Here is a 26,120-nt window from a genome sequence, read left to right on the forward strand (position 1 = left end):
CCGCAGGACGAGGCGCGACCGGGGCCGTCTGGCCGGGCCGGGGCAGCACGCGCCGAGCCGAGGAGATACCCCTGCCCGGCACCCCGACCCGGCTCCACCACGCCCGTATCCCGCCCCAGCCGCCCACTCCGGCCGGACCGCCGCAAAGCAACCCCGCAGGGGCCCCGCAGCTCCGCCCCAGCAAAGACCACCGTTCCCGGAACCGGCTCGTGCTGGTGGAGGGGGGACGGGGAGGGGTGTCCCCGCAGGACGAGGCGCGACCGGGGCCGTCTGGCCGGGCCGGGGCCGCACGCGCCGAGCCGAGGAGATACCCCTCGTACCCCCCGCCGCGCACTCCGGCCGCGCCCCCCGCAAAGCAACCCCGCAGGGGACCCGCGGCACGATCCCGGACCCCGCGAAGCCCGCCGGGCAACCCCGCAGGGGCCCCGCGGCTAGGGTTCCGGTGTGAACGAGATACGGATCCGGCCGGGCGGCCCGGCGGACGCACCGGCCCTGCTGGACATGCTCGACTCCGCCGTGGCCTGGATGAACGCCCGCGGCAACACCGAGCAGTGGGGCACGACGCCCTACTCGCGGCGGCCCGGCGGGGCCGAACGGGTCGAGCGGTACACGACCGAGAACACCCCGTTCGTCGCGGAGCTGGACGGGGTGCCCGTCGGAGGCCTGGTGCTGGACTCCGGGCCGAGCCCGCAGCTGCCGATCGCACCGGCCGGGGAACCCGAGCGGTACGTGCGGCTGCTGGTCTCCGACCGGCGGCACGCGGGCCGGGGCATCGGGGCGGCGCTGCTGGAGCACGCCGCCGAGGAGACCCGGCGGGCCGGTGTCGAACTCCTGCGCGTCGACTGCTGGGCGGGCGGCGGGGGCGAACTGGTCGCCTTCTACGAGCGCAACGGCTTCGTCCCGACGGACCGTTTCCTGTCCGGGGACTGGCCGGGACAGGTACTGGCCCGACGGCTCGCCGGAGCCGCCCGCTGACGGCGCGGAAAAAGAAGTGGCCCCCACGTGAACGTGCTTGTTACGGTGGGGCCGTTCCCCGCCGAGCGGCGAGGACCACGGTGACGTGGTGACCCGGAGGTGAGTTCATTGATGACTGTCGTTGCGCAGGGCGCTGCCCGCTTCCAGAAGATCATCGATGTGACCTCCGTGGCATCCGGCTGACCCCACACACCTCTTTCTCCGCGCACCGCCATCGAGCGGGCGTCGGCAGCCGGGGCCACCCTGTGAAGGGTTCCCCTTGTCTTTCTCCGCTTTCCCGCAGGCCTCGCTCGCGCACACCCTCGCCCCGCTCGGCTGGGACGACGCGTGGGCGGCCGCATTCACCCCGTACGCCGAGCAGGGCCTCGTGCCCGGCCGTGTCGTACGCGTCGACCGCGGTCAGTGCGACGTGCTGACCGCCGACGGCATCGTCCGAGCCGACACCGCCTTCGTCACCCCCCACGACCCGCTGCGCGTCATCTGCACCGGGGACTGGGCCGCCGTCGAGACGGCGGGCAACCCGCGGTACGTGAAGGCGTACCTGCCGCGCCGGACCGCCTTCGTACGCTCCACCTCGTCGCAGCGGTCCGAGGGGCAGATCCTCGCCGCGAACGTCGACCACGCGATCATCGCCGTGTCCCTCGCCGCCGAACTGGACCTGGGGCGCATCGAGCGCTTCCTGGCCCTGGCCTGGGAGTCGGGGGCGCAGCCGCTGGTCGTCCTCACCAAGGCGGACCTGGTCGCGGACCCGGTCACCCTCGGCCATCTGGTCCAGGACGTGGAGACCGCCGCTCCGGGCGTCCAGGTCCTCACGGTCTCCTCCCACACCGGGGAGGGCACCGACGTCCTCGGCGCGATCGTCGCCGACGGTACGAGCGTCCTGCTGGGCGTCTCCGGCGCGGGCAAGTCAACTCTGGCGAACGCGCTGCTCGGTGCGGACGTCATGGAGGTCCAGGCCACCCGTGACGTCGACGGCAAGGGCCGTCACACCACGACCACCCGCAACCTCCTCGTCCTGCCGGGCGGAGGGGTCCTCATCGACACCCCGGGCCTGCGCGGCGTCGGGCTGTTCGACGCGGAGGCGGGGGTCGGGCAGGTCTTCTCCGAGATCGAGGACTACGCCGCCGAATGCCGCTTCCACGACTGCGCCCACGAGGCGGAGCCGGGTTGTGCGGTGCTCGCCGCGCTGGAGTCGGGGGCCCTGCCGGAGCGGCGCCTGGAGAGCTACCGCAAGCTGCTGCGGGAGAACCAGCGGATCGTCGCGAAGACGGACGCCCGGCTGCGGTCGGAGATCCGCCGTGACTGGCGGCTGAAGTCGGCGGAGGGCCGGGCCAACTACTCCGCCAAGCGCGGCGGCCGGGTCTGACCCGGTCCGTCCGCCCCCGGGCCGCGGCCCGGGGGCGGACGGACCTCGCAGCGGCGGGGGCCGGCGCCTGCCGCGCGGCCGGTGGCGGCAGGGCCGATGCTGGACGCATGGACACCATCCACCGCCCTCGAGCGGCCCGTCCGGGCAGGCGTCTGGCCGCGTCCTTGGTCATGGCGAGCGTGGTGACGCTCGGGTTCGCGACGAACGCCGGGGCCGTGCACCACGTGGCCGGCCCGTCGGCCCTCGGCTGGGGGGAGACCAGGACCTACAGCGACGGCCTGGCCGTCACCGTCGCCCGGCCCACCGCCTTCACCCCGAGCGGCACCTCCGCGGGCCACCGGGCGGGCAACCAGGCGGTGGCCTGGAAGATCACGCTGAAGAACTCGACCACCGAGGCCTTCGCAACGGCGCTGGTCGCCGTGTACGCGAAGTACGGGAAGGCGGGCGAGCAGGCCGAGCGGGTCTTCGACAGCGCGAAGGGCATCGGGGCCGGCTTCGAGGGCAGCATCAGCCCCGGCCGGTCCGCGACCGTGACGTTCGTGTTCGACATCCCCAAGGCCGGAGTCGACCAGCTCGACCTGGAGGTCGTACCCGACGTCATCACGTACGACGGCGCCCACTGGACCGGCTCCCTCGCCCCGGGGACCGGACGGGTCCGACAGACCTGAGCGGCGCCTGGAGCGTGTCCGGGAGCGGGGCGCCGCAGGCGGTGCAGCAGCGGGCTTCGCGTGAGCGGTCGGTGTCGAGGCGGCCGCAGGCGTCGCAGACCAGGTGGAGCAGGCAGGCCGGCTCGCCGGCGCCCGACGGCTCGGCGGGCGGGCCGGGAACGGGCTGGTCCGGTACGGGCGTGTCCATGGCGACTCCCCGGCCGTCGGGCGGAGGCGGTGGCATCGCCTCGTGAGCCCGAGAGGGTATCGCGCCGGGCCGGAGGGCGCGTTCACCGTCGAACCCCTCCGGCCCGGCGGCGGTGTCAGGCTCCGGCCGGGGTGCGCGGAGCGCGGCGCATCGCCCACAGCACGGGGCCGCCCCCGGGAAGCCGGGCCTCCCCGAGCACGGTGAAGCCGAAGTGCTCGTAGAAGGGCAGGTTGTCGGGCTTGGACGACTCCAGGTAGACCGGCAGGCCCGCCGCGTCGGCCTGGGCCAGGCCCGAGCGCAGCAGGGCCGCCCCGTGGCCCTGGCCCCGGGCGGCGGGGTCGGCGCCGACCACGGCCAGGTACCAGTGGGGCTCGGTCGGGGAGTGCTTGGCGGCCTCCTCGACGGCTTCGCGGAACAACTCGGCACGGTCGCCGAGGATGTCCTGGAGCTCCCGGACGGTTTCCGCGTCCGGCACGGCCTTCTCCCGGCCCTCCGGCGACACCCAGAAGGAGGCCGCGGCGTCGGTGCGCTCGCACACGCCGTGGTGGACGTACTGCCGGGTGAACAGCGTGGTGAAGTAGCGGATCAGACCCGCCTCGCGAGAGGAGTCTTCGGGGAAGAACCAGCGCATCATCGGGTCGTCGTCGAAGGCGGCGGCCAGGGTGCGGCCGACCATACGGGCATCGTCGACCGTGGCCGTCTTCGGAGTGTTCGTCATGGGCATACGGGTCATTCTGCACCCTTGATGATCTTGGTCGACGGGCGGGCCCTCTCGTCGGCGTCGGCGAGCCAGAAGTGCAGCGGCGGCATGATCAGTTCGACGACGAGCAGGCCCACCTGGAACCCGTGCGGCCACCCGTGCACCGCCAGCGATAGCACCCGCCCGGCCGCTCCCAGCAGGAACACCGCGGCCAGCCACCGGACGACCGCCGCCGGGATCGGGGACTGCCGCGCCGCCCAGATCCAGGCGAGCCCGTAGCCCGCGAACGCCGCGCCCAGGAACCGCCCGAGGCTGTCCACCGCCGCGCCGGCCGGTCCGATGCCGGGCACCGCCGCGTTGCCGAGGGCCACGTGACCCAGGCCGATCGCCACGCAGGCAACGCCCATCGTCCATCCGAACCACTGGAGAACCCTGGCCATGGTCCGACCTCCCACCCCTGGTAAGTAGACCGCCGTCTCACACGCGCGCCGAGCTGCGCGACACCTGTGTCGGCGCCCTGCTCGGCGCCCTGCGCCCGTTCCTGCCCGACGGGCTCCCTGATCCGGCCTGACCGGCGGAGACCCTCTGGGGCGTGGCCGCGAAGTCCCGCCTGCCCGCGGCGCCCGGCACCGCACCTCGCCGCGCTGCCGGGACGCCCGAGCGCGTCCCGTACACGGGCGCCCCCGCCCGGCTCCCCGGCGATGTACGACACCCCCCGGCCCGGGGAGTGTCCTCCGGGCGACCGGCGCTACGTCGCGGAACCCCCCCAGCCCGCGGCCACCGCGCCCACCCACGCCCCCACCACCAGCAGGCACGCGAACAGTTCCACCAGCACGCTCGTGCCCACCGCCCGCATCACGACCCGCGTCGACGCCCAGGCATCGCCGTGCCCGCCCAGCCGCAGCCGCTCGCAGAGGTAGATGCCGCCCACGAAGCCCGGGACCGCCCCCACCACCGGGACCAGCACGAAGCCCAGGACCGCACCCGTGCCCGCGAAGGCGGCCGTCCGGGGGGTGGCCGGGAGCCCGCGCGTACGCCGGGGCGGCAGCTGCCACTTCACCACCTGGACCACCAGCAGCAGGGCCGTCGCCGCGACCAGCAGCGACCACGCCGGCGACGACCGCTCGTGCAGCGCCCACCACAGCAGCCCCGCCCACACCAGCCAGGTCCCGGGCGCGCCGGGCACCAGCACCCCGACCAGCCCGAGCAGCAGCACCAGACCCACCAGGAGCAGCTGCGGCACGTCCACCCGCTCAGCGTGCCCGACCGGTGGCTACCGGGCCACCCAACCGCGTTCGTACGCGTGCCAGCCCAGCTGCAGCCGGGTCGTCACCCCTGACAGCTCCATCAGGCCCTTGACCCGCCGCTGCACCGTCCGCAGGCCAAGCTCCAGCTGCTTGGCCACGCTCGCGTCCGTCATGCCCGCCAGCAGCAGCGACAGGATCTCCAGATCCGTGGCGTCCGGGACGCCCCCCGACTCCTCCGCCGACCCGGCCGCGCCCAGCCGCAGCGGCATCGACTCCCGCCACACCGCCTCGAACAGGCCCCTCAGCGACTCCAGCAGCCCGGACGCGTGCACCACCAGCGCCGCCGGCTCCGCACCGTGCGCCGTCAGGGCGACCACGGCCAGGGTCCGGTCCGCGATCACCAGCTTCGTCGGGACCTCCGACGTCACCCGGACCTGCTCGCCCCGGGCCAGCGCCGAGGAGGCCTCCCGGATCCCGTTCGGCAGGGTCAGCACCTCCCGCTCGATCACCACCCGGTGGTCGACGCCGCGCACCGAGGCCCGGTCCTCCGCCTCGTTGTCCGTGCCCGTCACCACCTGCGGGCGGCCGCTGACCAGCGCGCACACCTCCTTCTCCGCGCCCAGCCGCAGCTGGTGGAAGCGGTGCGCCACCGCGCTCGCGCCCTGCACCACCTCCACGAGGTCGTGCACCGCGGGTTCGGCCGCCTCCGCCCGGTACTCCTCCGCCAGCAGCTCCGCCGCCAGCTCCGCCTGCTCCAGCTCGTGCCGCTGCCTGGTCAGCAGGGCCCCGAGGGCGACACCCGGCGGAGCCGCCACCCAGCGCCCCGGCCGGGCCGACGACTGCGCCGCCAGCCCGTGCCGCTCCAGGTGACGCAGGGCCCGTTCGGTCTGCGGCACCGGCAGGGTCAGCCGGTGCGCCAGGTCGGGGACCTCGGCCGCGCCCAGCGCCACCAGAGCGCGGTACGCGGACTCCTGGCCCTCGTCCAGGCCTATGGCACCCAGCAACCCGTCCACCACCTTTCGACACAGCTCCTGGCGGGAAGCGGCCACGGCGCAAACCCGCCGCCGACATCATCGCCGCACCCCCCGCCCCTCTGCCAAGGTTGCGCCGCCGCAGCACCAACATCCGCAGGCCGGACGTCATTTGGGGGGCGTCTTTGCCGTGCAATGCCGCGGTTGGCCGGAATTCACCCGGGGCGAGCGATGCGCCCGATGTCGCGCACGGCGATCGGGGCGCCGGCGCCTCCGGCCTGCAGGTCTCGCCGTGAGCGGAACCGACCGACGCGAAGTGCGCGACGGGCACCCGGAGGGTCGCTCAGGCGCACGACGTCCGGTGATCCGTACGACCTGGACTCTTTTCGTGCATTCGGCGTTTTCCGCCCCCACCGGCAGCCGAGAATGAGGGCATGAGTCAGCAGGGCGCGGACGACTGGTGGCAGAAGCTCTACGAGGACCCGGACGCGGGGCCGGCACCCGACCCGGGGGACACCCTCGACAACCGCTTCCGGTCGGTGGCGGGCGTGACGGGTGACCCGGCCGGGCCGCTGCCGTCCCCGCGCCCGGAGCCGGCCGCCGGTCTGCCGGCGCGGCCGCCGCTGCCGGACACGGTCCGGCGGGAGTCCGCCGGACCCCCGTCGGCGACCCCGGTCCCACCCCCACGCCCGTCCCCCGAAGCGTCCGCGCCCCCGGCTCCGGCCGCACCGGGTCGGCCGGCTCCGCCGCCCACCGGGGAGGCGGCCGCGCCGCTCGGCGAGAGACTCGCCCCACCGCCGGTGCCGACCGTTCCGCCGGGCGAGCGGCCCGTCCCACCGGCACCGCCGGCCGCCGCTCCGGACGTGCCGCGCCCGTCGGCTCCGCCGGCTACGTCGCCCACCGGGGGAGGGGCCGTGCCGCTCGGCCGGCGGAGCGTCCCACCGTCCGCACCGGGCGCTGGGCCCGGCGAACGCTCCGTCCTACCGGCACCGCCGGCCGCCGCTCCGGACGTGCCGCGCCCGTCGGCTCCGCCGGCCGCACCACCGGCGCCACCGCCACCGCCGGCCGTCGCGCCGGACGCCCAGGCCGCGTCGGCGGCTTCGGCGTCGCGCCCCGCTCCCGATCGGCCGGCCGGGCCGCCGGCGGATGAGCTGCCGCCCGGTGCCGGGTACTGGCCGCCGCTGCCGCATTCCGGCCAGTCGGCCGGGGCATCGGCCCCGCAGGCGCAGGCGCAGGCACCGGCATCGGCCGGGCCGCCGGCCGCGGAGGGGGCCCTGCCCGGCGTGTCGGCCGGGGAGCGGTTCGGGCCGGCGCCTGCTGCGGCGCCGCCCTGGCACGGGGCGCAGCCGCGCGATCCGCGGACCGGCGGTGCCACCGGTTACGCCCTCGGGGGCGTCGACGTGCCGCCCGCCCGACGGGCACAGGCGCCGCGCCCGGAGGAGGACCGCACCGAGGAGGTGCCCCAGCCCGCACCCGCTCCCGCCCCGGTACGCGCACCCGCCACGGACGTCGCCGCGCCGCAACCGCGGCCCGAGGTGCACCACCTCGGCGATCGCGCTCCCACCTACGCCGCCGAACCGGGCCCGCTCCCGCCCGCGGATCCGGCCGCCCTCGACGCGCTGGTCCCGGACACCGTCCTGGAGGGAGCCCGCTACGGCGGCTACACCCTCCGCGCCGCCTCCCTGCGCGGCGACTCCGCCCGCTACCGCGGGGAGAGCCGCCGGGACTTCCTGCTCACCGCCCGTTTCGGCACCGGCGACGACGCCCTGGTCCTGGTGGCCCTCGCCGGAGGCGACCGGGCCGCCCCCGGCGCCGCCGAAGCCGCTGCCGAACTGTGCCGCACGGTCGCCGCGGCCGTCGGCCGCAGCCAGGGCCGACTGGCCGACGACATCAGGGCCGGGCGCCGCGACGCCCTGCGCTCCGGCCTCCAGCGGCTCACCGACCGCGGCTACGGACGCCTGCGGGCCCGCGCCGCCGAGCTGGGGCTCGCGGAGGAGGAGTACACGGCCGGGCTGCGCGGGCTGCTGCTGCCGGTGGACCCGGAATGCCGCACGCGGGTGTCCTTCGGTGCCGGCGCGGGCGGGCTGTTCCGGCTGCGTTCGGGCCAGTGGCAGGACCTGGAACCCGTCGGGACCGCCGGGGCCGCACCGTCCCCCGCGGCCGACGCCGCCGGTCAGGCCGACACGGCCGGTGAACCCGGGAGCGTCTTCCGGTTCCGGGCTTCCGTGGCCAGACCGGGCGACACCCTGCTCCTGTGTTCGGGCGGCCTGGCGGAGCCCATGCGGGAGGAGGCCGCGCTCCAGGCGGAGCTGGCCGCCCGCTGGTCCGAGCCTGAGCCGCCCGGGCTCGCCGCTTTCCTCGCCGACACCCAGCTCCGCCTCAAGGGGTACGCCGACGACCGTACGGCCGCCGCGGTCTGGGAGGCGTGACGGGCGAGGGCATGGCCGGCCGGGCGGCAGCGGCACGGCCGGGGCGTGCGGCAACCGCGATGTTGCCGTATGCGCGCGCGGGAGCGCCCCGCGGCGCGTGGCTGCGGGGCGTCCGGTGGTGTCAGTCGACCATCTGCCCGTCGCCCGTGCCGCCCTTGCAGGTGCTGGTCGCCCAGTCGACCGTTCCGCCGCCCTGCTCGCACTCACCCGGGGTGAGGCTTCCGGCGACGGTGGCGTTGGTGGCGGCGCTGGCGGTGGCGGCACCTGCGAGGCCGAGTCCGGCGAGGGCTGCCGTGGCGATGACGGCGGCGAGTGTTCGTCGAATGCGCATGTGGTTTCCCTTTCACGGATTGTCTCGGGCATGGCACTCCTCAGTTTGATCTTCACCCATCCGGGTGGCGCGCTGGATTACTCCATTCGGGTGACGCCTGTCGAGAGCGGGTCACCGGCTACGCGAGGACGGACACCGGTGCCGCAACCCGCCTGAGGGCGTACACCCGCCAGTGGGGAAGCGCACGCCGGTCCACCCCGACTGCGCGGCCCGTTCTTCGGTGAACTGGCCGACGGGGAAGTGGTGTTCACGGTCCGCGCGGCCATGTGCAATGTGTGGGCGGCGCGCTATCTTTCCCCGAACGGCAAGCGGCGCATCATCGGCTCCTCCAGCCACGGCGCGACGGCCGACGCCCTCCCGCAGACCACCGGCGCGCAGTTCACCGATCGCGGCCGTCAAGTGGTGCCGATGTGCGGCGACGGCGGTTTCTCCATGCTGATCGGAGATTTCCTCACACTGGTGCAGTACGACCTCCCCGTCAAAGTGGTCCTCTTCGACAACTCGTCCCTCGGCAGGGTCGAGTGCGAGATGCCGCTTTCCGGCCTTCCTTCCTGCCGGACGGAGAACGAGAACCCGGACTTCGCCGCGATCGCCCGCGTCGGCGGGCGCCCACGGATTCCGTACGGAGAAGCCCACGCAGCTCAGCAGGGCTGTGAAGGATCCTTTCCGGCACCGCGGACCCGCTCTCGCGGGCGTGGTGACCGACCCCGACGCCCTGTCGATTCCTCCGAGGACCAGCGCCGAAACGGTGACCGGATTCGCACGGTCCGCCAGCAAGATCGTGCTCGGCGGAGGGTGGGGCGGATGATCCGGATGGCTCGATCCAACCTCCGCAACGTGCCCCGTCCGTAAGCCCGCAGGAGTGCGGATCCACCCCGGGGGCATGCATCCCGTAGGCCTGTTCGAGAGCGACGGACACGGGAGGGACACCGCCGTGCGGGTGGGGGCGAAGACGGGGAAGCTGTGGAAGAGGGGCGCGCCGGTACCGCGCGAACCGTCCGGCATCGAGGACGGGGGAGCGGCGGAGACGCTGCGCGTCAGCCGGAGCGTGCGCCGCGCGGACCTGAAGGCGGTGGGCGAGGTCCGCCGGGCCCTCAGGGAGCTGATGCGCCACCGGTGCAGGTCCGAGGCCACCGACGTGGCCGAACTGCTGATCACGGAGCTCGTCACGAACGCCCTCGTCCACACCGACCGCGGCGCGGAGGTGTCCGTCAGCCTCACGGCCGCACGGTTACGGGTGGAGGTCAGGGACCACGCGGCACGCCGTCCCCGGCCGTACGTACCGACCGCCGACGACGGTACGCACGGCCGGGGACTCGTGCTGGTGGAGGCACTGGCCGACGACTGGGGCGTGGACGCGCTCGCCCTGGGCGGCGGCAAGGTGGTGTGGTTCGAGCTCGACGGGCGCCGCGACGGCACCGCCCCGGCTCCGGCCCCGTACGCCGCAGGGCCCGCCTGAACGGGCGGGCCCTGCGGGGTGTCCCCTTGTCCGAGCCTGTCAGCCGAACTGCTGCTCCAGGTCCTTGAGTTTGCGCTCCAGCGAGTCCAGCCGGGGAATGGTCTGGGTGTCGTCCTCGGCGGTGAGGTCCACCGTCCGGGTGCCCGTCACGTCAATGGATTCGGTGGGGTTGACGGCCTGCAGGGAGGGCCGGCGGCGTAGGGGCAGCTGTCCCGGTTCCGGTATGGCCGGCTCCGCGCCGACCGGCGCGGAGCCAGCTCCCTGCGTCAGCTCCGGGAGTTCGACCTGGCGGCCGCGGGACCGCCCGAACGCCCGGTTCTGCCGGCCCAGTGCCTTGATGCGCGCCCGGTCGAGCCGGTTCTGGTCCCGCCTGCGGTGCCGGTCCTGCTCCCTCTGCTTCTTGTCCTCGCGCACCTCGTCCACGGCCTCGTCGAGGGTGCGGACCCCCTCCAGCAGCATGAGGGACCATGCGCCGAAGGTCTCCCGGGGCGCCCGCAGCCAGCGGACCATCCGGATCTGCGGCAGCGGCCTCGGGATGAGGCCCTGTTCGCGCAGTGCCGCGCGGCGGGTCTGCTTGAGGGCGCGGTCGAAGAGGACGGCGGCCGAGAGCGACATCCCCGCGAAGAACTGCGGAGCGCCGTCATGGCCCAGACCGCGCGGGGCGTGCACCCAGTTGAACCAGGCGGCCGCTCCCGCGAACAGCCAGACCAGCATGCGCGACCCGAGGGCCGCGTCACCGTGGCTGGCCTCGCGGACGGCGAGCACCGAGCAGAACATGGCGGCACCGTCGAGGCCGAAGGGCACCAGGTACTCCCAGCCTCCGGAGAGGTTGAGGTTCTGCCGGCCGAAGCCGACCAGCCCGTGGAAGGAGAGCGCGGCGGCCACCGCCGCGCAGCAGAAGAGCAGGACGTACGAGGCCGTCCCGTAGACGGCTTCCTTGCGCCGCCGGCGCTCCTCGCTGCGCTCCCAGCTGTCGTCGGCCGCGGCCTTCTCGCTCTCGCGCTTGCCCCGTGCCAGTACCGCAACCGCCGCAAGTACGCCCAGGATCAGCAGACTGCCGGGCAGCAGCCAGTCCAGCGATATGTCGGTCAGTCTCATGCGGATGTCCCTTGCCTCGCGTATGCGGCTGTGCGGCTTTCCGGGCGCCATAGTGGCGCAGCCGGTGCGCCGTGCACGCGGGTTTCGGGGCAAGTGGACGCCATCGGGGTGCGGGCCCCGCCGGATAGGGTGTTGTATCTCGAACTGGCGGGCGTACGACCAGGGTTGTGTTCGAATATCGCCACCTCTACGGGTGGCTTAGAGCCGGCCGCCCGGAACGGTCCGCGGGCCGGCGTTCCCGCCGGGGGTCAGGCGGCTTCCGCCGTGAGGCGGGTGATGCGGTCCGCGTCGCAGGTGCGGGGGCAGGTCACGCAGGTGTCCTCCGGGCGGATCGTGTAGAAGAAGCAGCAGCTGGCCCGGTCGCGGGTGGGCAGTTCGCGGCCGTCTGGGGCGGCGAGCGTGCGGAACCCGGCACCCCCGGTGTACGGGGCCGTCGAGCCCGGCAGCAGGGCCTCCAGTTCGGCCATCGTCCGGTGCTCCTCGCCGAGCAGGTGGCCGACGTACCAGAGGCTCTCGACGACCTCGTCGGTCACCATGCCCCACAGGGCGCGGCGGCCGCGGCGCATGCGCGGGGCGAAACCTTCCAGCACGGGTTCGAGGTGCTGGGCCACCGCAGCCCGCACCTCACCGCGCAGCGCCTCCTCGTCGGGCACGACACGGGCCCCGGGGAGGACGGCCGCCGGATCGTCCGGCAGGCAGGCGAAGCTCTCGACGTGCACGGCCATCCGGCCGAGGGTCCGGTGGAAGGCGACCTCGGCGACGGGGAGCCGGGGGACCCGCCGGTGGAGGAACCACGGGAGCGTGATCAGCAGGCAGGCGGGCCACGCGTACCGGTGCAGCCCGAAGCTCGCGATCACGTCGGGCCGGGCCTGGGCCCCGTAGTCCCTCAGGACCTGGGCGTTGTCCCAGGCGAGGAAGGCGTCCAGGGCGGCCCCGCCGGCCGCCAGCTCGTCCGCGCCGACCCACCCCGCACCGCGAGGGGAGGGTTCGTGCGCGCCTCGCTCGACGACCCGCAGTCCGCCGTACACGTCGGCCAGCCGGGCGTACGCGTCCGCCACCGCAGAGCCGGGCGGGGCGGGGGCGAGCACCGGGAGGGTCGAGACGGCCATGGCGGACCACCGATCACACGATCATTAACAGGTTAGCCTTACCTTACTCGATATCGGTCGATCCGCACCCACCCCTCCCGCGACGCGTCACCTATTCTCGGGACAGGTCGCGACCCGGAGGAGGACCGAGTGCACGAAACGGCCCACGCCCGGGTACCGGCACAAAAGCGGAAGGTGTTGCGCCATTCGGTGCGCGGGCAGGTCCTCGACGCCCTGCGCGCGGCCCTGGTCGACGGCGAGCTCGTGCCCGGGGAGATCTACTCCGGCCCGGCGCTGGGGGAGCGCTTCGGCGTCTCCGCGACCCCCGTGCGCGAGGCGATGCAGCAGCTGGCCGTCGAGGGAGCGGTGGAATGCCTCCCGAACCGGGGCTTCCGCGTCCTGTCACGCACCCCGCGGGAGCTCGCCGAGCTGGCCGAGGTCCGGGCGCTGCTCGAAGTCCCCGTCATGCTGCGACTGGCCCGCACCGTGCCCGAGGCCTCCTGGCAGGCCCTGCGCCCGGCCGCCGCCGCCACGGCCGAGGCGGCCGCCGCGGGCGACCTGCCGGGTTACGCGGAGGCCGACCGGGCCTTCCACCGGGCGGTGCTGCGGCTGGCCGGCAACGACCAGCTGGTCCAGGTGGCGGAGGAACTCCACCGCCGCGCCCAGTGGCCGCTGCCGGGCGCTCCGCGGGTCCGCCGGGCCGATCTCGTCGCCGACGCGGCGGAGCACTCGGCACTGCTGGAAGCGCTGATCGCGCGGGACCTCCCGGTGGTCGAGGCCCTGGTCCGCGAACACTTCGCCGGCTCCTGACCCCTCCAGGAGCCGCGCCCTGAGAGGTGCGGGCGCGGAGCGCCGCAAGTGGCCGCAGTACGGGCGAGACGCACCGCCGGCCGGTATGCGGGCGAGACGCACCGCAGGTCGGTCGGTCGAGCGCCGAGTCGGCCGGGCTACACCGCAGGTGCCGGGTGGAGCTGGTCCGCCAGCCAGGTGGGGATGCCTCCCAGGAGGTGGAACAGCCGGCGGGCCTCCGCGCGCAGCCGGGTCGCCTCCGGCTCCGGCTCGGCCTCGGCCAGGGCCGCGAGCGCCGGGGCGGTGCCGATCAGGAAGCCCAGGTCCTCGCGGATCCGCAGCGACTCCGCGAAGCCCTTGCGGGCCTCCGCCACTTCGCCGTCCCGCAGGGCCAGGGCGGCCAGGTGCCGGAACGTGAACGACAGCAGCAGCGTGTCCCCGTGCGCCTCCGCGCCCGCGTGCGCCCGGTGGTACGCGGGTCGCGCCGACTGAGGGGCGTCCGCCAGGTGCTCGGCCACCAGGCCCCTGCGGAAGTCCAGCAGCGGACGGGTCCGGGAGCCCGGGGACAGCAGGGCCGCGGCCCGGCCGAGCGCGGAGCGGGCCTCGTCGGCCCGGTCGCGTACGCCCAGCACGGTCGCGGCGTAGGCCAGCTGGCCCCGTTCGCACGCCGCCGCGCCCCGGTCGTCGTCGTCCTGGGCGACCGCCTCGGCGACGCGCAGGGCGTCCTCGGCCTCGGCCCAGCCCTGGCCCGTGAACAGGCACCGCTCGACCAGCAGCGCGGTCCGCTGCACCGCGGCGGTGGCCTGACCGGCCCTGCCGACGTGGGGCGTCAGCAGGGCCGCCGCGTCGGTCCAACAGCCGCGCGAGCGCAGCCGCCATATCGCCCGCTGGAGGGGGTCGTCTCCCCCGGTGGAACCGGCACCCGACATGGCGGTATCCGCCACATTGCCCTCCCCGAAGCAATCAAGCAGCACATGGTTGAGCCCTGGGGCGAAATGAGAGCACGGATCGGCGGCTCCGGCCAAGGGGTCGGGTGAACTCTTTCACAAAGTCCGGACGGCTCATCAGCCGCACCGGCCACGCCGTGGCCGGTGGTGCAAAGGATCTCCTCAGCTCATGCGCAGTGCCAGGAAGAAATCGAGCTTGTCCTCCAGCCGGGACAGGTCCCGCGCCGTCAACTGCTCGATTCGCCCGACCCGGTAGCGCAACGTGTTGACGTGCAGGTGCAGCCGGGTCGCGCAGCGGGTCCAGGAACCGTCGCAGTCCAGGAACGCCTCAAGGGTCGGGATGAGCTCCGCCCGGTGGCGCCGGTCGTAGTCCCGCAGCGGGTCCAGCAGCCGGGCGGTGAAGGCGCGGCGCACGTCGTCCGGGACGAACGGCAGCAGCAGCACGTGCGAGGCCAGTTCGTGGTGGCCCGCCGCGCAGACCCGGCCCGGGCGGGCCGCCGCGACGCGCCGGGCGTGCCGGGCCTCCTCCAGCGCCCCGCGCAGCCCTTCGGCGGAGTGCACGGCCGCGCTGACGCCGAGCGTGAGGCGGCCGTCGTCGGCCAGGCCCGCCGCCAGCGGGTCGCGTACGGTCGCCAGCAGTTCGTCGGCGTGCAGGGCCGAGTCGGGGCCCTTGTCCTCCCCGGCGTCCCCGGACAGCGAGGGCAGCGGAACCAGGGCGATGGCCTCGTCACCCGTATGGGCCACCGCGATCCGGTCGGACGGCTCCGGTCCCGAGACCGACGGGTCGACGAGGATCTCCTCCAGCAGCGACTGGGCGACCGGGCCGCCGGGGATGTCCCCGTTCTCCCAGTCCACCCTGGCCACCACGACCTGCCAGTGCGGGGCGGCGCCCAGTCCGGGCAGCAGCACCGGGGCCGCCACCCGCAGACGGGCCGCGATCTCGGCGGGCGGGGCGCCCGTCTGGACCAGTTCCAGGACCTCCTGCGCGAGGCGGCGGCGCACGGTGCGGGCCGCGTCGCGCCGGTCGCGCTCCACGGCGATCAGCTGGGTGACGCCCTGGAGCAGGTCCAGGCGCTCGGCGGGCCAGTCGCCGGCGTCCGCCTCGACGGCGAGCAGCCAGTCCGACAGCACGGTCTCGCGCATGTCGCGGGCGGCGGCCGGACCGCCCGCACCGCGAGCGTGTCCCCTGATCGGGAAGAGCGAGTAGGTAATACCCTGGATGGAGATCCGGTGCGGCCCTCTGCGGCCCGTCCGGACCGCCGCGAGGTGCTCGCTCGCCAGCGCTGCGCAGATGCCCGGCGCCAGCGGCTCTCCCGCCCCGGCGATCTGCCGGCCGGTGGGGGACAGCACCCAGGCCCGGAGGTCGAGGTCGGTGGTGAGCAGATCCAGCACCACGTCGGGGCCGCCGCCCGCCGGTCCCGATGTCATCAGGCGGCGGTGCCGGTCCACGACGGCCGCCAGGTCCCCGGCGCGCTCGCCCGAGACCTGCCGTACGACGTATTCGGTGATCGTGGCGAATGCAACGTCCTCGTTCACGGCGAACAGCGGCAGCCGGTTGCGCACACAGGCCGATACGAGATCGTCGGGGATGTCCCCCAGCTCCGCCTCGCCCGCGGCGAGGCCCGCGACGCCGGCGCTCGCGAGGATTCGTACGAACGGCTCGGAGTCGGCTGAATTCCGCCTCCATGCCAGGCCGGTGAGGACGAGTTCGCCCCCGGACAGGTACCGGCTGGGATCACGCAGGTCGGTCGTCATGACCCCGCGGACCGTACGGTCGAGTTCGTCCTCGCCGCCGAGCAGCCGCAGCCCCAGCGCCTCGGTCTCCAGCAGTGCGCGCAGCCGCATGATGTCGCCGCCGTCTGTCTCGAATGTTGCCGTTGGAAATCGGGCAGGTCGTCGCATCCTGCCTTTCATACGAATCTACAAGACGAGGGAGGCCGTCAGCCAACTCCTTCATGGTTTCGGTGACTGCACCCGAGGGACGGGCGGCTTGTGTACTGAGTCCACACCGCGTTAACAGCACGTGAACGACCAGTCGAGGGCCCTTTGGCCTCCTGGCTTGAAGTGAACGACACGATGAAGAAGAAGAGAGCCGCACATGGACTTCCTTCGCCCCGCCAGCTGGGAGGAGGCGCTCGCCGCTAAGGCCGAGTTCCCCACAGCTGTGCCGATTGCGGGTGGCACCGACATCATGGTCGAGATCAACTTCGACCACCGCCGTCCGGAGTACCTCCTTGACCTCAACCGCATCGAGCTGCTGCGGGAGTGGGAGGTAGGCGAGGAGGTCACCAAGCTCGGCGCCTCCGTCCCGTACACCCAGATCATGGAGAACCTGCGCGCCACGCTGCCGGGTCTCGCGCTCGCCTCGCACACGGTGGCGTCCCCGCAGATCCGCAACCGCGGCGGTGTCGGCGGCAACCTCGGTTGCGCCTCGCCCGCCGGTGACTCCCACCCCGCCCTGCTGGCGGCCGGCTGCGAGGTCGAGGTGGAGTCCGTACGCGGCTCGCGCATGATCCCGATCGACGAGTTCTACACCGGTGTGAAGCGCAACGCGCTGGCCGCCGACGAGCTGATCAAGTCGGTCCACATCAAGAACGCCACGGGACCCCAGCAGTACTCGAAGGTCGGCACCCGCAACGCGATGGTCATCGCGGTGTGCGGCTTCGGCCTCGCCCTGCACCCCGACACCCGCACCGTGCGTACGGGCATCGGTTCGGCCGCCCCGACCCCGGTCCGGGCCAAGGCCGCCGAGGAGTTCCTGAACGCCGCGCTCGAAGAGGGCGGCTTCTGGGACAACGGCAAGGTCATCACCCCGTCGATCGCCAAGCAGTTCGGTGAGCTCGCCTCCGCCGCCTGCAACCCGATCGACGACGTCCGTGGCACGGCGAAGTACCGCCGTCACGCGGTTGGCATCCTCGCTCGCCGCCAGCTCGTCTGGACCTGGGAGCAGTACCGCGGCACGAACGGCCGCTCGCTTGAAGGGGCTGCGTAATCATGCGCGTCAATTTCACCGTCAACGGTCGTCCGCAGGAAGCCGACGACGTCTGGGAGGGCGAGTCCCTCCTCTACGTGCTGCGTGAGCGCCTGGGGCTGCCCGGCTCCAAGAACGCGTGCGAGCAGGGCGAGTGCGGTTCCTGCACGGTCCGTCTCGACGGGGTGCCGGTCTGTTCCTGTCTGGTGGCCGCCGGTCAGGTCGAGGGCCGTGACGTGGTGACCGTCGAGGGCCTGGCCGACTTCGCCAAGCAGCGCGAGGAGCACGGCCACGGCTGCGGCACCGGCGCGTGCGGCGGCGGCAAGGGCGTGTCCACGGACGAGGCCAAGCAGTGGTCCGCCAAGGGCACCGACTCGCAGACCGGTGAGGGCGCCCTGCTCTCCAACATCCAGCAGGCGTTCATCGACGCCGGCGCGGTCCAGTGCGGTTTCTGCACCCCGGGTCTGCTCGTGCAGGCCGACGCGCTCCTGGAGCAGAACCCCGACCCGTCCGACCAGGACATCCGTGAGGCCCTGTCCGGCAACCTCTGCCGCTGCACGGGCTACGAGAAGATCCTCGACGCGGTCCGCCTCGCGGCCGCCCGTCAGGGAGAGGCTGTCTGATCATGGCCAACACTCGCACCGTGCCTTCCGGTACGCCGACGAACGTCACCCAGAAGCACAACAAGGGCGGCATCGGCGAGTCCACGCTCCGCCCGGACGGCACCCTCAAGGTCACCGGGGAGTTCGCGTACTCCTCGGACATGTGGCACGAGGACATGCTGTGGGGCCAGACCCTGCGGTCCACCGTCGCCCACGCCGAGATCGTCTCCATCGACATCTCCGAGGCGCTGGCCATGCCGGGCGTCTACTCCGTCCTGACGTACGACGACCTGCCGGCCGAGATGAAGAACTACGGCCTGGAGATCCAGGACACCCCGGTTCTCGCCAACGGCCGGGTGCGCCACCACGGTGAGCCGGTCGCCCTCGTGGCCGCCGACCACCCGGAGACCGCCCGCCGCGCGGCCGCCAAGATCAAGATCGACTACAGGGAGCTGCCGCTCGTCACGGACGAGGCCTCCGCCCTCGCCGCCGACGCGCCGCTGATCCACGAGGGCCGCGACGACCACCACTCCGGTCACGTCCCGCACCCGAACATCGTGCACCGCCAGCCGATCATCCGCGGCAACGTGGAGGAGGCCCGCAAGCGCGCCGACGTGATCGTCGAGGGCGAGTACACCTTCGGCATGCAGGACCAGGCCTTCCTCGGCCCGGAGTCGGGTCTCGCCGTGCCGTCCGAGGACGGCGGTGTCGACCTCTACGTCGCCACGCAGTGGCTGCACTCGGACCTCAAGCAGATCGCCCCCGTCCTCGGCCTGCCCGAGGAGAAGGTCCGCATGACGCTCTCCGGCGTCGGCGGTGCCTTCGGTGGCCGCGAGGACATCTCGATGCAGATCCACGCCTGCCTGCTGGCCCTGGCGACCAACAAGCCGGTCAAGATCGTCTACAACCGGTTCGAGTCCTTCTTCGGCCACGTGCACCGCCACCCGGCGAAGCTCTGGTACGAGCACGGCGCCACCAAGGACGGCAAGATCACGCACATGAAGTGCAAGATCGTGCTCGACGGCGGCGCCTACGCCTCGGCCTCCCCGGCCGTCGTCGGCAACGCGTCCTCCCTCTCCGTCGGCCCGTACGTCATCGACGACGTCGACATCGAGGCGATCGCGCTCTACACGAACAACCCGCCCTGCGGCGCGATGCGCGGCTTCGGCGCCGTCCAGGCCTGCTTCGCGTACGAGGCCCAGATGGACAAGCTCGCGGCGAAGCTGGGCATGGACCCGGTCGAGTTCCGCCAGCTGAACGCCATGGAGATGGGCACGATCATGCCCACCGGCCAGGTCGTGGACTCCCCGGCGCCGGTCGCCGAGCTGCTGCGCCGGGTCAAGGCCCGCCCGCTGCCGCCGGAGCGCCAGTGGGAGACGGCCGGCGAGGGCGCGGACGTCCGCGCGCTGCCGGGCGGTCTGTCGAACACCACCCACGGCGAGGGCGTCGTCCGCGGCGTCGGCTACGCGGTCGGCATCAAGAACGTCGGCTTCTCCGAGGGCTTCGACGACTACTCCACCGCCCGGGTGCGCCTGGAGGTCATCAACGGAGAGCCCGTCGCGATGGTCCACACGGCCATGGCGGAGGTCGGCCAGGGCGGTGTCACCGTCCACGCGCAGATCGCCCGTACCGAGCTGGGCGTCACGCAGGTGACCATCCACCCGGCCGACACGCAGGTCGGCTCCGCCGGTTCCACGTCCGCCTCGCGACAGACGTACATGACCGGTGGCGCCGTGAAGAACACCTGTGAGGCCGTGCGCGAGGCGCTGCTGGAGATGGGCCGCCGCAAGAACGGCTCCTACCACCCGGCCTGGGCCCACGCCGAGCTCCTCCTGGAGGGCGGCAAGGTCGTCACCGACGGCGGCGAGGTCCTCGCGGACATCGCCGACATCCTGGAGAACGAGGCGATCGACCTCGAACTGGAGTTCCGTCACCGTCCGACGGTCGCCTTCGACCTGAAGACCGGCCAGGGCGACGGCCACGTCCAGTACACCTTCGCCGCGCACCGCGCGGTCGTCGAGGTGGACACCGAGCTCGGCCTGGTCAAGGTCGTCGAGCTGGCGACCGCCCAGGACGTGGGCAAGGCCCTCAACATGCTCTCCGTGGTCGGCCAGATCCAGGGTGGCACCACCCAGGGCCTCGGCGTGGCGGTCATGGAGGAGATCATCGTGGACCCGAAGACCGCGAAGGTGCGCAACCCCTCCTTCACGGACTACCTGATCCCGACCATCCTCGACACCCCGACCATTCCGGTCGACGTCCTGGAGCTCGCCGACCCGAACGCCCCGTACGGGCTCCGCGGTCTGGGCGAGGCCCCGACCCTGTCGTCCACCCCGGCCGTCCTCGCGGCGATCCGGCAGGCGACCGGGCTGGAGCTCAACAAGACCCCGATCCGTCCGGAAGCCCTCACCGGGACCCTCTAGGACGGACCCGGTCCGGGGGCCGCGAGGCCCCCGGACCCCCTCGGACTCTCCGGGCGGTGTGACTCGGGAACGTCACACTTCACCGCCGCACCGCCCGGAGGACATACGAAGCACCGCACCGCTCGCGGTCCCTTCAGCCGGCAGTACCCCTGCGAAAACCCCCACGTAGTACCAGCGGTCACCCCGCACTACCCGCAGTACACGCAGTGAACATTCGCGTCGCCTCGGGCCGTCACCCCGGGTCGTGCAGCCAAACGCAGCATCCCAAATCCCGCAATCTCCAATCCCCACGCGGGTGCCCCTTTGAACCTTGGGAGTTAGGCACCATGACCCAGTCGTCAGTGGAGTCCAAGACCACCGCGGAGGAAGCCGGAGACGGCTCCCGCAACCCCGCCGGGCGCTCTTGGCTCGACCGCTACTTTCATATAACCCACAGAGGATCCAACGTCGGCAACGAGGTTCGTGGCGGTATCACGACCTTCATGGCCATGGCGTACATCCTCCTGCTCAACCCCCTGCTCCTCTCGGGCAAGGACGTAGCCGGAACCACGATGGACGGTTCCGCGATCATCACCGCCACGGCGTTCGCCGCCGCCGTGACGACGCTCCTGATGGGCTTCGTCGGCAAGGTTCCGCTGGCGCTGGCCGCCGGACTCTCCGTGTCGGGTGTCCTCGCCTCGCAGGTGGCTCCCCAGATGACCTGGCCGCAGGCCATGGGCATGTGCGTGCTCTACGGTGTCGTGATCTGTCTCCTGGTCGTCACCGGCCTCCGAGAGATGATCATGAACGCGATCCCGCTCGCGCTCAAGCACGCCATCACCATGGGCATCGGCCTCTTCGTCGCCCTGATCGGCTTCGTGAAGGCCGGCTTCGTCGGCAACGGCGCGGAGTTCATGCCCCCCGTCCAGCTCGGCGCGACCGGTGAGCTGTCCGGCTGGCCCGTCCTGCTCTTCGCGGTCACCCTGATCGCCATCTTCATGCTCCAGGCCCGCAAGGTGCCCGGCGCGATCCTGATCGGCATCGTCGGCGGCACCGTCCTGGCCGCGATCCTCAACGCCATCGTCGACATCGACCCGAAGGCCTGGAAGAACGGCCCGCCGGAGCTGGACGGCTCCGCGGTCTCGATGCCGAACTTCTCGCTCTTCGGTGACGTCTCCTTCGGCGGCTGGGGCGACGTCGGCTACATGACCGTCGGCATGATCGTCTTCACCCTCGTGCTCGCCGGCTTCTTCGACGCGATGGCCACCATCATCGGCGTCGGCACCGAGGCCAAGCTCGCCGACGACAAGGGCCGCATGCCGGGTCTGTCCAAGGCCCTGTTCATCGACGGCGCCGGTGGCGCCATCGGTGGCGTCACGGGTGGCTCCGGCCAGACCGTCTTCGTCGAGTCCGCCACCGGCGTCGGTGAGGGTGCCCGCACGGGTCTCGCCTCCGTCGTCACCGGCCTGTTCTTCGCCGCCTGCCTCTTCTTCACCCCGATCACGCAGATCGTCCCGGGTGAGGTCGCCTCCGCGGCCCTGGTCGTCATCGGCGCGATGATGATGCAGAACGCCCGCCACGTGGACTGGGCGGACACCTCCACCTCGATCCCGGTCTTCCTGACCGTCGTGATCATGCCGTTCACCTACTCGATCACCGCCGGTGTCGCCGCGGGCGTCATCTCCTACGTCGCCATCAAGATCGCTCAGGGCAAGGCCCGTGAGATCGGCGGCTTCATGTGGGCGCTGACCGGAATCTTCCTGGTCTTCTTCGCGCTCCACCCGATCGAGGGCTGGCTCGGGGTCGGCTGACCCCCGTAGTCGTGGCCGTGCCCTCAGCGGTACCGGTCACCCGCAGTAATACCCGCACCCGCCACGTATCTCATACTGGAAACCGAATCCTCCGAGGAGGCCGCACATGCTGGACATCGCCGAAGAGCTGAACCGGTGGGTCGAGCAGGGACGTGACTTCGCCGTCGCCACGGTCGTGGCGGTGGGCGGCAGCGCTCCCCGGCAGCCCGGTGCCGCGCTCGCCGTCGACAGCGAGGGCACGGCCATCGGATCGGTCTCCGGCGGATGCGTGGAGGGTGCGGTGTACGAGCTGTGCCGACAGGCGCTGGAGGACGGCCGGACCGTCACCGAGCGCTTCGGCTACAGCGACGACGACGCCTTCGCGGTGGGCCTGACCTGCGGCGGGATCATCGACATCCTCGTCACCCCGGTCCCCGTCGGCTCCCCCGCACGCGCGGTGTTCGAAGCCGCGCTGGCTGCCGCCTCCCGCGGCGAGGCCGCGGCGCTGGCCCGGATCGCCCAGGGGCCGGACGAGCTGATGGGGCGCGCCGTGCTGGTCCGTACGGAGGGGCCCTTCGCGGGCGGTCTCGGCGGACACCCGGAGCTGGACCGCACCGTCGCCGAGGAGGCCCGCGCCATGCTGGACGCCGGCCGGACCGGCGTGCTGGAGATCGGTGCCGACGGGAGGCTCTGCGGAGAACCGCTGAAGGTGCTGGTCGAGTCCAGCGTCCCGCCGCCCCGGATGATCGTCTTCGGGGCCATCGACTTCGCCTCGGCGCTGGTGCGGATCGGCACGTTCCTCGGCTACCGGGTCACCGTCTGCGACGCACGGCCCGTCTTCGCGACGAAGAGCCGTTTCCCCGAGGCCGACGAGATCGTCGTGGACTGGCCGCACCGCTACCTGGAGAGCACCGAGGTGGACGGCCGGACCGTCCTGTGCGTGCTCACCCACGACGCCAAGTTCGACGTCCCGCTCCTGGAGCTGGCCCTCCGGCTGCCCGTCGCCTACGTCGGGGCCATGGGTTCCCGCCGTACCCACGAGGACCGCAACAAGCGGCTGCGCGACGTCGGCGTCACCGAGCTCGAACTGGCGCGGCTGCGCTCCCCGATCGGCCTGGACCTCGGCGCCCGCTCTCCCGAGGAGACCGCGCTGTCCATCGCCGCGGAGATCGTCGCGAACCGCCGCGGCGGCAGCGGCGCGGCCCTCACCGGCGCGCACATCCCGATCCACCCGGACGTCGCGAACACGGTGATCGACAGGATCGGATCCGTCGCTTGAAGGAGTGACGGCACAAGGTGAGGAAAGGGCGCACCCCGTAGGGGTTGCGCCCTTCTGGCGTTCCCCCTATTTTACCCGCCGGTAATCGGAGGACACCCTCTCCAGCCTTTCCTCACAACGGAGTTGAGCGGATGTTGCGTACCGTGCGAACCCTGGGCGTGCTGGCCGCGGCCGCCCTGCTGACCGCCTTCACGCCGGCCCCGGCCTCGCCCGCCGCTCCTGCCGCCCCGGCCGGCGGCCTGCGCGAGGTGCTCTTCGTGGGGAACAACTGGGAGGGGACGGCCGACGTCCTCGCCTCCACCGGCGATCTCGCCAAGGTCGGCCGGATCGACGTGATCCCCGACAAGGCGGAGCGGCTCCGCGAGATCTACCTCAACCCCGTCAAGCTCGCCTTCTTCCTCGGCATCCGGGAGAGCGCGGGCGAAGGGCACGACCAGTTCGTCGACGACATGTTCACCACCCCGGACGGCTCCGCGGTCGTCGTCTCCCGTCCCAGCTTCGCCGACGTCGTCTCCATCGACCTGGCCTCCGGGCGGATCAACTGGCGCTTCCCGGTCTCCGGTTACCGCTCCGACCACATGGCGGTCTCCCCGGACGGGACCCGCATCGCCGTCTCCGCCTCCACCTCCAACACCGTGCACGTCCTGGACATCGCCACCGGACGCCAGACCGGCTCCTTCCGCACCGGCGACAAGCCGCACGAGAACACCTTCACCCGTGACGGCCGCTACCTGTGGAACAGCTCCATCGGCGAGGTGAACACGGCCCTCGACGCGCCCTGGCTGGACTGGACGAAGGGCGACCGGAAGATCACCGTGGTCGACGCGCAGACCTTCCGCACGGTCCGGGTGATCGACATGCGGGAGCGGCTGGACGCCTTCGGCCGGAAGGACCTGTCCGACTCCGTGCGCCCGGTGTCCTTCAGCCCCGACGAGTCGAAGCTCTACTTCCAGGTGTCCTTCTTCGGCGGTTTCCTGGAGTACGACGTGGCCTCCGACCGGATCACCCGCCTCAAGGACCTCCCCGCCAACCCGGCCACCAGCACCGACCGCACCAGCTGGGTCAACGACTCCCGCCACCACGGCATGTCGATGAGCCCCGACGGGACGAAGCTCTGCATCGCGGGCACCATGGACGACTACGCGACCGTCGTGGACCGCGCCACCCTCGCCGAGGGGCCGCTCGTGCCCGCCGCCAAGCCGTACTGGGCCACGGTCTCCGGCGACGGGGCGGCCTGCGTGATCTCCGAGAGCGGCACCGACCGGGTGACGGCCATCGACTTCGCCACCGGTGCAAAGCGGGTGTCCGTACCCGTCGGTGACCACCCCCAGCGCGTCCGGCTCGGCCACGTCCCGGCCTCCTGGACCGGTCCGGCCGGCCGGTAGGCCGGTAGGCGGCGCCCGGTGAGTCTCCGGCCAGGGGAATCCGGGCCCGGGAGTCTCCGGCCGGGCGGAGGAAGGTGCGGAACCGGCCGAACCTGCAGATCAAGCCATTATGGTGTGACTGGTCCTCGATGACCGATTAGTCTCGCGATCGTGGTGGACATCCGTGAGGTACCCGAGGCCGACATCGACCGCGCCCTGGAGCTCGCCTACCTGGTCTTCCATGACCGGCCCGAGAAGGCGGCGCGCGAGCGGCACCACGCGCTGCTCACGCGCTGCGACCGGATCGGCGCCTACGACGGCGACGTCCTGGTCGGCTTCATGGCCGCGCACGACTTCCGGCTCTCTGTCCCCGGGGCGGACCTCCCCTGCCCCGGGCTCACCTTCGTCTGCGTCGCGCCCACGCACCGGCGCCGCGGCGTGCTCACCGGGCTGATGACGCGGATGATGCGCCGCGCCACCGACTCCGGCCGTCCGATCGCCGCGCTCTGGGCCTCCGAGGCCGCCATCTACGGACGTTTCGGCTACGGCGGCGCCACCACCGGCGCCACGGTCGAGATCGATTCCACCCGGCCGCTCGCCCTGCGCATCGACCCCGACAGGCGTCCGCTGCGGCTCGTCGACCCCGAGGACGCCGTCGACGTGATCGGCCCCTTCCACGAGGCCGCCCGAGCGGGCCGCCCCGGCCGCCCCAGCCGCAGCCCCGAGCGCTGGCACGAGGAGTGGCTCACCGAACAGGACGAGGAGGACGAGGAGCTGAGCCCGCCCCGGATCATCGTCCTGGGCGATCCGGGCGAGCCCGTCGCCGGGTACGTGATCTACCGCACCAAGCCGGAGGACGACGGCGCGAGCGCCCGCACCCCGGGCCTGGTCCGCGTCGACGAGCTGGAAGCGGACACCCCGGCGGTCGCCGCCGCCCTCTGGGAGTACGTGGCCGCCCTCGACCTCACCGGCAAGGTCTCCGCCTGGGGCCGCCCGGCAGACGAGCCGCTGCTGCACTTCGCCGCAGACCGGGACCAGGTGCGGGTCACCGCCCAGTTTCCGGCGCTCTGGCTGCGCCTGGTCGACGTGGGCGCGGCGCTGACCGCGCGGTCCTGGGCCGCGCCGGTCGAACTGGTGCTGGAGGTGCACGACGCACGGCTCCCCGACAACGCCGGGCGCTTCCGGCTCAAGGCGGGCCCGCACGGGGCGACGTACGACCATGCCGACGGCCCCGCCGACCTCGCCCTCGACGTCCGCGAGCTGGCCGCCTGCTACCTCGGCGGGACCCGGGTCGCCGACCTCGTCGCGGCCGGGCTGGTCCAGGAGCACACGCCCGGCGCGGCGGCGGCCCTGGACGACGCCCTGCGCACACCCGTACTGCCGCACACGAGCGACGAGTTCTGAGCCTGTCTCTTATACACATCTGACGCTGCCGACGAATAGAGAGGTGTGGATCT

22 protein-coding genes and 1 pseudogene are annotated in these 26,120 nt (G+C 72.9%); 14 read left to right on the forward strand and 9 right to left on the reverse strand.

What is annotated here, in order from left to right:
• Positions 1-501 precede the first annotated feature (501 nt).
• From IH80_RS0134745 to IH80_RS0134760, 3 genes are all read left to right on the forward strand, one after another.
• Positions 502-975, forward strand: coding sequence for a GNAT family N-acetyltransferase (locus IH80_RS0134745; protein ID WP_078906894.1), 474 nt, complete (start codon positions 502-504; stop codon positions 973-975).
• A 259-nt stretch (positions 976-1,234) separates the two neighbouring features.
• The gene (gene rsgA, locus IH80_RS0134750) at positions 1,235-2,341 is read left to right on the forward strand and encodes a ribosome small subunit-dependent GTPase A (RefSeq protein ID WP_030965766.1); all 1,107 of its coding nucleotides are present in this window, start codon (positions 1,235-1,237) and stop codon (positions 2,339-2,341) included.
• 107 nt (positions 2,342-2,448) lie between these two features.
• Positions 2,449-3,009: a hypothetical protein gene (locus IH80_RS0134760; RefSeq protein WP_158943768.1), complete on the forward strand. Its 561-nt coding sequence runs from the start codon at positions 2,449-2,451 to the stop codon at positions 3,007-3,009.
• Positions 3,010-3,311: 302 nt separating this feature from the next.
• Here IH80_RS0134760 and IH80_RS0134765 read toward each other — a convergent pair whose 3' ends face one another.
• The 4 genes from IH80_RS0134765 to IH80_RS0134780 all read right to left on the reverse strand — a co-directional run bounded on the left by IH80_RS0134765 (position 3,312) and on the right by IH80_RS0134780 (position 6,147).
• The gene (locus tag IH80_RS0134765) at positions 3,312-3,929 is read right to left on the reverse strand and encodes a GNAT family N-acetyltransferase (protein WP_030965770.1); all 618 of its coding nucleotides are present in this window, start codon (positions 3,927-3,929) and stop codon (positions 3,312-3,314) included.
• Entirely contained in the window at positions 3,926-4,336 is a 411-nt protein-coding gene (locus IH80_RS0134770) for a DUF4345 domain-containing protein (RefSeq protein WP_030965771.1), read from the reverse strand. Before IH80_RS0134770 ends, IH80_RS0134765 begins: the two co-directional genes overlap by 4 nt.
• Positions 4,337-4,644: 308 nt before the next feature.
• The gene (locus IH80_RS0134775; protein WP_030965772.1) at positions 4,645-5,145 is read right to left on the reverse strand and encodes a DUF456 domain-containing protein; all 501 of its coding nucleotides are present in this window, start codon (positions 5,143-5,145) and stop codon (positions 4,645-4,647) included.
• Positions 5,146-5,169: 24 nt separating this feature from the next.
• Complete coding sequence (locus tag IH80_RS0134780) at positions 5,170-6,147, reverse strand: helix-turn-helix domain-containing protein (RefSeq protein WP_030965773.1); 978 nt, start codon at positions 6,145-6,147, stop codon at positions 5,170-5,172.
• 1,250 nt (positions 6,148-7,397) lie between these two features.
• On the opposite strand from IH80_RS0134780, the gene IH80_RS47260 reads away from it, so the two are divergent.
• On the forward strand, positions 7,398-8,543 hold the full coding sequence (locus tag IH80_RS47260; RefSeq protein WP_051810261.1) for a protein phosphatase 2C domain-containing protein: 1,146 nt from the start codon (positions 7,398-7,400) through the stop codon (positions 8,541-8,543).
• A gap of 121 nt (positions 8,544-8,664) precedes the next feature.
• Here IH80_RS47260 and IH80_RS0134790 read toward each other — a convergent pair whose 3' ends face one another.
• The gene (locus IH80_RS0134790; protein WP_030965776.1) at positions 8,665-8,874 is read right to left on the reverse strand and encodes a hypothetical protein; all 210 of its coding nucleotides are present in this window, start codon (positions 8,872-8,874) and stop codon (positions 8,665-8,667) included.
• A 152-nt stretch (positions 8,875-9,026) separates the two neighbouring features.
• Here IH80_RS0134790 and IH80_RS0134795 point away from each other — a divergent pair.
• Both IH80_RS0134795 and IH80_RS0134800 read left to right on the forward strand, forming a co-directional pair.
• Positions 9,027-9,726 (forward strand): annotated as a pseudogene (locus tag IH80_RS0134795) (thiamine pyrophosphate-dependent enzyme); the annotation flags it as partial.
• 196 nt (positions 9,727-9,922) lie between these two features.
• Positions 9,923-10,333, forward strand: a complete 411-nt coding sequence (locus IH80_RS0134800; RefSeq protein WP_051810263.1) for an ATP-binding protein — start codon at positions 9,923-9,925, stop codon at positions 10,331-10,333.
• Between the two features lie 39 nt (positions 10,334-10,372).
• On the opposite strand, the gene IH80_RS0134805 is transcribed toward IH80_RS0134800, so the two are convergent.
• Positions 10,373-11,431 (reverse strand): DUF2637 domain-containing protein, encoded by a 1,059-nt coding sequence (locus tag IH80_RS0134805; RefSeq protein WP_030965780.1) that lies wholly within the window; start codon positions 11,429-11,431, stop codon positions 10,373-10,375.
• 248 nt (positions 11,432-11,679) lie between these two features.
• A complete protein-coding gene (locus tag IH80_RS0134810; protein ID WP_037881998.1) occupies positions 11,680-12,540 on the reverse strand; it encodes a (2Fe-2S)-binding protein in 861 nt (286 codons plus the stop codon).
• A 129-nt stretch (positions 12,541-12,669) separates the two neighbouring features.
• Between IH80_RS0134810 and IH80_RS0134815 the strand changes: the two genes are divergently transcribed.
• Positions 12,670-13,329, forward strand: a complete 660-nt coding sequence (locus IH80_RS0134815; protein ID WP_051810262.1) for a GntR family transcriptional regulator — start codon at positions 12,670-12,672, stop codon at positions 13,327-13,329.
• Positions 13,330-13,466: 137 nt separating this feature from the next.
• Here IH80_RS0134815 and IH80_RS0134820 read toward each other — a convergent pair whose 3' ends face one another.
• Together IH80_RS0134820 and IH80_RS0134825 are read right to left on the reverse strand one after the other, a co-directional pair.
• Positions 13,467-14,252: a hypothetical protein gene (locus IH80_RS0134820; protein WP_030965785.1), complete on the reverse strand. Its 786-nt coding sequence runs from the start codon at positions 14,250-14,252 to the stop codon at positions 13,467-13,469.
• Between the two features lie 165 nt (positions 14,253-14,417).
• Positions 14,418-16,100 (reverse strand): PucR family transcriptional regulator, encoded by a 1,683-nt coding sequence (locus IH80_RS0134825; protein ID WP_030965786.1) that lies wholly within the window; start codon positions 16,098-16,100, stop codon positions 14,418-14,420.
• Positions 16,101-16,353: 253 nt separating this feature from the next.
• Here IH80_RS0134825 and IH80_RS0134830 point away from each other — a divergent pair, with 253 nt between their 5' ends.
• From IH80_RS0134830 to IH80_RS0134860, 7 genes are all read left to right on the forward strand, one after another.
• On the forward strand, positions 16,354-17,247 hold the full coding sequence (locus IH80_RS0134830) for an FAD binding domain-containing protein (RefSeq protein ID WP_030965787.1): 894 nt from the start codon (positions 16,354-16,356) through the stop codon (positions 17,245-17,247).
• 2 nt (positions 17,248-17,249) lie between these two features.
• On the forward strand, positions 17,250-17,849 hold the full coding sequence (locus IH80_RS0134835) for a (2Fe-2S)-binding protein (protein WP_030965788.1): 600 nt from the start codon (positions 17,250-17,252) through the stop codon (positions 17,847-17,849).
• A gap of 2 nt (positions 17,850-17,851) precedes the next feature.
• Positions 17,852-20,251 carry a xanthine dehydrogenase subunit D gene (gene pucD / locus IH80_RS0134840; RefSeq protein WP_030965789.1) on the forward strand — a complete coding sequence of 800 codons (2,400 nt, stop codon included), beginning with the start codon at positions 17,852-17,854 and terminating at the stop codon, positions 20,249-20,251.
• Positions 20,252-20,577: 326 nt separating this feature from the next.
• Positions 20,578-22,041, forward strand: coding sequence for an NCS2 family permease (locus IH80_RS0134845; protein ID WP_030965791.1), 1,464 nt, complete (start codon positions 20,578-20,580; stop codon positions 22,039-22,041).
• 106 nt (positions 22,042-22,147) lie between these two features.
• The gene (locus IH80_RS0134850) at positions 22,148-23,299 is read left to right on the forward strand and encodes an XdhC family protein (RefSeq protein WP_030965792.1); all 1,152 of its coding nucleotides are present in this window, start codon (positions 22,148-22,150) and stop codon (positions 23,297-23,299) included.
• Between the two features lie 131 nt (positions 23,300-23,430).
• A complete protein-coding gene (locus IH80_RS0134855; RefSeq protein WP_030965793.1) occupies positions 23,431-24,684 on the forward strand; it encodes a YncE family protein in 1,254 nt (417 codons plus the stop codon).
• A gap of 153 nt (positions 24,685-24,837) precedes the next feature.
• Positions 24,838-26,067, forward strand: coding sequence for a GNAT family N-acetyltransferase (locus IH80_RS0134860; RefSeq protein WP_030965795.1), 1,230 nt, complete (start codon positions 24,838-24,840; stop codon positions 26,065-26,067).
• The last annotated feature ends 53 nt before the right edge of the window (positions 26,068-26,120 follow it).

Source organism: Streptomyces sp. NRRL S-378, assembly GCF_000720645.1.
Taxonomy (GTDB): domain Bacteria; phylum Actinomycetota; class Actinomycetes; order Streptomycetales; family Streptomycetaceae; genus Streptomyces.

What these genes read in the sequence shown, in the direction of transcription:
- IH80_RS0134810 (WP_037881998.1), bottom strand. Translation starts at nt 12,540, where the DNA reads ATGGCCGTCTCGACCCTCCCGGTGCTCGCCCCCGCCCCGCCCGGCTCT.
- IH80_RS0134845 (WP_030965791.1), top strand. Translation starts at nt 20,578, where the DNA reads ATGACCCAGTCGTCAGTGGAGTCCAAGACCACCGCGGAGGAAGCCGGA.
- pucD (WP_030965789.1), top strand. Translation starts at nt 17,852, where the DNA reads ATGGCCAACACTCGCACCGTGCCTTCCGGTACGCCGACGAACGTCACC.
- IH80_RS0134855 (WP_030965793.1), top strand. Translation starts at nt 23,431, where the DNA reads ATGTTGCGTACCGTGCGAACCCTGGGCGTGCTGGCCGCGGCCGCCCTG.
- IH80_RS0134770 (WP_030965771.1), bottom strand. Translation starts at nt 4,336, where the DNA reads ATGGCCAGGGTTCTCCAGTGGTTCGGATGGACGATGGGCGTTGCCTGC.
- IH80_RS0134745 (WP_078906894.1), top strand. Translation starts at nt 502, where the DNA reads ATGCTCGACTCCGCCGTGGCCTGGATGAACGCCCGCGGCAACACCGAG.
- IH80_RS0134850 (WP_030965792.1), top strand. Translation starts at nt 22,148, where the DNA reads ATGCTGGACATCGCCGAAGAGCTGAACCGGTGGGTCGAGCAGGGACGT.
- IH80_RS0134830 (WP_030965787.1), top strand. Translation starts at nt 16,354, where the DNA reads ATGGACTTCCTTCGCCCCGCCAGCTGGGAGGAGGCGCTCGCCGCTAAG.
- IH80_RS0134825 (WP_030965786.1), bottom strand. Translation starts at nt 16,100, where the DNA reads ATGCGGCTGCGCGCACTGCTGGAGACCGAGGCGCTGGGGCTGCGGCTG.
- IH80_RS0134805 (WP_030965780.1), bottom strand. Translation starts at nt 11,431, where the DNA reads ATGAGACTGACCGACATATCGCTGGACTGGCTGCTGCCCGGCAGTCTG.
- IH80_RS0134835 (WP_030965788.1), top strand. Translation starts at nt 17,250, where the DNA reads ATGCGCGTCAATTTCACCGTCAACGGTCGTCCGCAGGAAGCCGACGAC.
- IH80_RS0134790 (WP_030965776.1), bottom strand. Translation starts at nt 8,874, where the DNA reads ATGCGCATTCGACGAACACTCGCCGCCGTCATCGCCACGGCAGCCCTC.
- IH80_RS0134765 (WP_030965770.1), bottom strand. Translation starts at nt 3,929, where the DNA reads ATGACCCGTATGCCCATGACGAACACTCCGAAGACGGCCACGGTCGAC.
- IH80_RS0134760 (WP_158943768.1), top strand. Translation starts at nt 2,449, where the DNA reads ATGGACACCATCCACCGCCCTCGAGCGGCCCGTCCGGGCAGGCGTCTG.